The 5379-nt window shown below is 58.6% G+C and carries 5 protein-coding genes; all 5 read right to left on the bottom strand.

The features are described 5' to 3' along the window. Window positions 1–122: 122 nt before the first annotated feature. Entirely contained in the window at window positions 123–779 is a 657-nt protein-coding gene (gene adk, locus A3730_RS13200; RefSeq protein ID WP_063518628.1) for an adenylate kinase, read from the bottom strand. 285 nt (window positions 780–1064) lie between these two features. After that, on the bottom strand, window positions 1065–2090 hold the full coding sequence (locus A3730_RS13195; protein ID WP_063518627.1) for a tetratricopeptide repeat protein: 1026 nt from the start codon (window positions 2088–2090) through the stop codon (window positions 1065–1067). Next, window positions 2087–2524, bottom strand: a complete 438-nt coding sequence (locus A3730_RS13190) for a cytochrome c-type biogenesis protein (protein WP_063518626.1) — start codon at window positions 2522–2524, stop codon at window positions 2087–2089. The genes A3730_RS13195 and A3730_RS13190 overlap by 4 nt, the downstream gene beginning before the upstream one ends. Continuing rightward, entirely contained in the window at window positions 2524–3081 is a 558-nt protein-coding gene (locus A3730_RS13185) for a DsbE family thiol:disulfide interchange protein (protein ID WP_063518625.1), read from the bottom strand. The genes A3730_RS13190 and A3730_RS13185 overlap by 1 nt, the downstream gene beginning before the upstream one ends. Continuing rightward, window positions 3071–5041: a heme lyase CcmF/NrfE family subunit gene (locus tag A3730_RS13180; RefSeq protein ID WP_063538217.1), complete on the bottom strand. Its 1971-nt coding sequence runs from the start codon at window positions 5039–5041 to the stop codon at window positions 3071–3073. The genes A3730_RS13185 and A3730_RS13180 overlap by 11 nt, the downstream gene beginning before the upstream one ends. Window positions 5042–5379 lie beyond the last annotated feature (338 nt).

Here is a 5379-nt window from a genome sequence, read left to right as displayed (position 1 = left end):
CCAGATGGTGCATGCTTGGCTATCGGTTGCAGGTTTTCTGTGATCCCTCCCCAAAAAAAACGGGAAGCCGAAGCTTCCCGTTTTTATACAGCGTTTTGTCAGCCTCCCACAGGAGGCCGTCATCAGCCTTTCAGGGCGGACAGCACGCGGTCGCGGATGTCCTCAACAGAACCAACGCCTGCAACACGCACATAGGCCGGTGCGTTAGATTCGCCCTGCCTGGCCAGGTCCTGATAAAAATCTACCAGCGGACGGGTCTGCGCCTGATACACCTCAAGACGCTTGCGAACCGTCTCTTCCTGGTCGTCGTCACGCTGAACCAGCTCATCACCGGTTTCATCGTCTTTGTCTTCAACTTTAGGTGGGTTGTACTTGGTGTGGTACACACGGCCAGAGGCCGGGTGGACGCGACGACCGCTCAAACGCTCGATGATCTCTTCATCGTCTACGTCGATTTCCACTACAAAGTCGATATCGACACCCTGCTCCACCAGAGATTGCGCCTGGGGAATGGTGCGGGGGAAACCGTCGAACAGGAAGCCGTTGGCACAATCATCTTCCGTAATGCGCTCTTTCACCAGGCCGAGGATGATATCGTCAGAGACCAATCCGCCCGCATCCATCACTTTCTTGGCTTCCAGGCCCAGTGGAGTGCCTGCTTTTACCGCAGCGCGCAGCATGTCACCGGTGGAAATCTGAGGAATATTGAACTGTTCCTTGATGAACTGCGCCTGGGTGCCCTTGCCCGCACCGGGGGCACCAAGCAGGATGACACGCATAGGATTCTCCATCTTACTGTCGTCAGAAGAGGCAAAAAGTCCCTCTGATTTATTCACCCTCATCGCCACGGCCAAGTGCCGTACGGCTCTGGATACGGCCCACGCTAACCCCACGAGAGGGCGCAATGCCCGCCGCAGACGGCGTAAACTGGCGTAATTTCCAAGCGTATGGGTGTACAAATCAGAGGAACCCAGCCTCCGAAGGGGTGCAACTTTACCTTGAGGCCCCCTTCATCACAAGGGATAGGGGCTGCTACTTAGGTAGCAGCCCGGGGCGGCAAGCCCCTATTGGCGGGACAAATCGAGGGTTGCAGGCTGCGCCTGGGGAAGTTGTAACGAAACCGGTACGGCGGTAATCGCCGCCTGATCCACCGAGGCACCCGGTGCTGGCGTGTAGCGGGCACCGATAACCAGGTCCGCCTGCGCGTCCGGGTAGCCCTGCAGCCAGTTTGCCGCCGTCAGCTCCACAGTAATGGGGAAATGGGGAACCACTTTCCGTTGTGCAGCCAGCGGTTGCCCGGTGCTTCCCGCTTCGCGAAGGAACACAAACAGGGTGCCACCAGCCGGCAGGCCTTCACCGCTGATTGTCGCCCCAAGGTTGGCAAAGACCCCTTCACGCTGCTTTTGCTCCCGGGCCCGATCCAAACCGCGCTGCAACAGTTCCGCCGTTTCGCCTTCGCTGTGCCGGGACAACAAAGACGCCCAGGCCTGTTCCGACAGCGCATAACGCCCGGCCCGGTCCGCCGACATGGCCAACAACATCCAGGCCCCATCGTGATTCGGTTCACGGTCCAGCACCCAGCGAATTTCGTCCAGCGCCGGGTCGGTAAGCCGTGCTTCATTCTTTTCGATCAAGGCGCGTGCCAGCAGCAGATGCATGGCGGCATCATCCGGGTTCAGCTGCAAGGCCTTGCGAGCGGCTTCTTCGGTCTGCGCCGGCGCTCCCAACTGGTCATACAGAGCGCCCAGGGCATACCAACCAACGGCAGAGGGGGTCAGGGAAAGTTCGGATTGCAACACCCGCACCAAGGCCCCGGCGGGCACTTCAGAGGCGGCTTTCTCCGGTGGTTGCCCGGCGATAATTTGCCGCGCCACCTCACCGTATTCCTGTTTATGTCCCAACCAGGTGCTGGTGTGCTCGTTAAGACCGATAAACCCGTAACCGGCGCCGGCCAGAACCACCATCACCAGGGGAATACCTATCGCGCCCGTCATGTTCTTGCCGGCTTTGCGCCCTTCTCGGCGCCACATCATCCACAGCACCGCAGCCATCACCAGCAACAGAACCAGCGCCATCAACCACAACATCATTTCGTGCCCTCTTCCGGTTCTTTACCCTGGGATCTCTCATCTTCTGCTGCCGCTTTACGGCTGGCGTTACGCAGCAACATAGCGATCACTACGCCGCCACCCAATAACAACAAAATGGGGCCCAGCCACAAAATGGAGGTACCGGCATTCACCGGCGGGCGATAGCTGACAAAGTCACCATAACGAGAGACAAAATAGTCGACGATGTCCTCATCGCTTTTGCCTTCCAGGATCATGGTATGCACTCGCGTTCGCATATCCTGGGCAATGCCGGCATCGGAATCCGCAATGCTCTGGTTCTGGCATTTCGGGCAACGCAGTTCCTCAGACAGGATACGAAAACGCTGTTCCTGTTGTTCATTATCGAACTGATAGACATCAATGGCGGCCAAAGCCGGCATGGACAGCATCAGCAGCAACACCATACGCAGCATTATTCTTCTCCCTCACCCTGCCCCGTCGCTGGCGACTGTGTAGGCAATAAAGGAACAAATTTTTCTTCCCAGACGCGGGCATTCAAATCCCCCGCGTGGCGCAACACGATCTCCCCCGCCGGGTTAATCAGGAAAGTTTCCGGGGCCCCATAGACCCCCAGATCCAGTCCCAGCTGGCCATCGGCATCCACAATTACATGGGTGAAGGGGTTACCCAGGTTAGCCAGATATTGACGGGCGGCCGGCAGCTCGTCCTTGTAGTTCAACCCGGAAATGGCCACACCCTGCGCCGCCAGCTTCAGCAGATACGGGTGTTCCACATGGCAGGTGGGGCACCAGGTGGCCCACACATTCAATAGCTGCCAACGCCCTTTCAGGGACTCTTCAGTATAGGTTTCTTCGGTCAGCAACGACGGCAGGGAAAACGACGGTGCCGGTTTGCCCACCAACGCAGAAGGCAGCTCCTGTGGATCACGACCCAGGCCGCTGGCCAACAGCACCGCCAGCAACACAAAGCCGACCAGGGGCAAAAACACCCAGGGAGAATTAGCTTTCATTGGCAGCTCCTGCGTCGTTGGCCGCAAAACGGTTACGGCGGTAACGTTTGTCTGTCAGGGCCAGGGCACCACCAAGGGCCATGATCAAGGCGCCTAACCAGATCCAGCGAATTCCGGGTTTGAAGTAAATACGCACCGCCCAGGCATTGCTGTCATCCAGCGGTTCTCCCAGGGCTACATACAGATCGCGCCAGAAACCGGCATCGATGGCCGCTTCGGTCATTACCTGGCGGCTGGCGTGGTAGGTACGTTTTTCCGGGTGCATCACCGCCACCGGATCACCGTCATGGCTCACGTGGAAATGACCACGGGTGGAATCGAAGTTGGGCCCGCGGTATTCGTCCAGGCTGTCGAACACAAAGGTGTAGTGCCCCAGTTCCGCCGTATCCCCCGGCGCCATGCGAATGTCGCGCTCTACTTCGTGGAAGCTGACCAGGGTAATGCCGGCAATCAATACCGCCAAGCCACAGTGAGCCAGCACCATACCCCAGTAGCCGCGCCCCAGTTTGCCCAGCCCGGTGACAAAACCTTGCTTGTAGGCACGGGCCCGGCGAACCACATCGTCCACGTGGGCAAACACCAGGAACAGGGCCAGCATGATCGCCAACACTCCCTGCCAGGGGCTTGGGTCTGGCAGACGGGAGCCAAACCAGCCGGCGATAATGGCGGCGGGGGCCAACAGTGCCATGCGCTTGAGCAGGGTATTGCCGTCCTGGCGTTTCCAGTTGCTGAACATGCCCGGCACCATCAACAGAATCAGCACAAAGGCCAGCGGCACAAAAAAGCCATTGAAGTAAGGGCTGCGGATGGAAATTTTCATGTCCAGCGCTTCGCCGATCAGCGGGAATAACGTTCCCATCAACACCACGGATGTGGCGGTAAGGAGAATCAGGTTATTACCCAGCAGGAAGGCTTCCCGCGATACCGGCTTGAAACCGGTATCACTGCGCAGCGCCGACGCCCGCAGGCCAAACAAGGTCAATGCGCCACCGGCGACCACAATCAGGAAGCCAAGAATGAAAGCTCCCCGGGCCGGGTCGTTGGCAAAGGCGTGGACCGAGGTCAGCACCCCGGAGCGCACCAGGAAAGTCCCCAGCAAGCTCAGAGAGAAAGTAATGATCGCCAGCAACACCGTCCAGGCACGGAACATGTTGCGCTTTTCGCTCACCGCCAGTGAGTGAATCAAGGCTGTACCCGCCAGCCATGGCATCAGGGAGGCGTTTTCCACCGGATCCCAGAACCACCAGCCGCCCCAACCAAGTTCGTAGTACGCCCACCAGGACCCCAGCGCGATACCCACGGTCAGGAAACTCCACGCCACCGTGGTCCACGGCCGGGCCCAGCGAGCCCAGGCCGGATCCAGGTTACCCATCAGCAAACCGGCCACCGCAAATGCAAACGCCACGGAGAAACCTACATAGCCCATATAAAGCATGGGCGGGTGAATAATCAGTCCAGGGTCTTGCAGCAGCGGATTCAGATCGGCGCCATCCAGCGGGAACCAGGGCAGGTTTCGATCAAAGGGGTTGGAGGTGAGCAGCATAAACAGCATAAAGCCCACGGAAATCATGCCCATGACAGCCAGCACCCGGGCCACCATCGGCAATGGCACACTGCGGCTCAGCAACCCGACCATGGCCGCCCAGCCGGACAGCATCCAGCCCCACAGCAACAGGGACCCTTCGTGGCCGCCCCAGATAGCAGACAGCCGGTACTCCAGCGGCAACGCAGAGTTGCTGTGCCCAGCCACATAGGTCACGGAGAAATCATTGATATAGAAAGAATAGCCCAGCGCCACCATGGCGACAGTCATGGCCAGCCACTGCACCCAGGCCAACGGACGGGCATACCACTGCCAGGCAGGCAGGTTGCGATACACGCCAATCAGGGGGAAAACTGATAGGCACAGGGCAGCAGCCAGTGCCAACCACAGGGAAAGATGCCCGATTTCTACCGCCACGAGAGCTCCTTACTTATACGACTGGATATGCGACTTGCGTTTTTGACTGGTCAAGGGGCGGCCGGACGCGGCTATTTGGCGCGATCCGGCGCGCATAGCATCGGTAGATGGTCCGGCAATTGCAAGTCCGTGGCGGTGCCGCAATGAAAAGACCCCCTGAGCGGTACAAGAAGATAGACAGCGGTCATTTCACTCCGTTCATCGGTCATTTTCGGTAAAACGGCGCCAAGACATATTTTGAGACGGTTGCTATTCGTATGCTCTCACTTCGCTTTGCTACTATCAGCGCTTACATGACAGGGTGTCACCGCGCTGAAGATAAAACGTCACAAATAATC

Source organism: Alcanivorax sp. HI0044, from assembly GCF_001634945.1.
The sequence above is the reverse complement of the archived record's forward strand: the minus strand, read 5'-3'. Positions and strand labels throughout refer to the sequence as shown.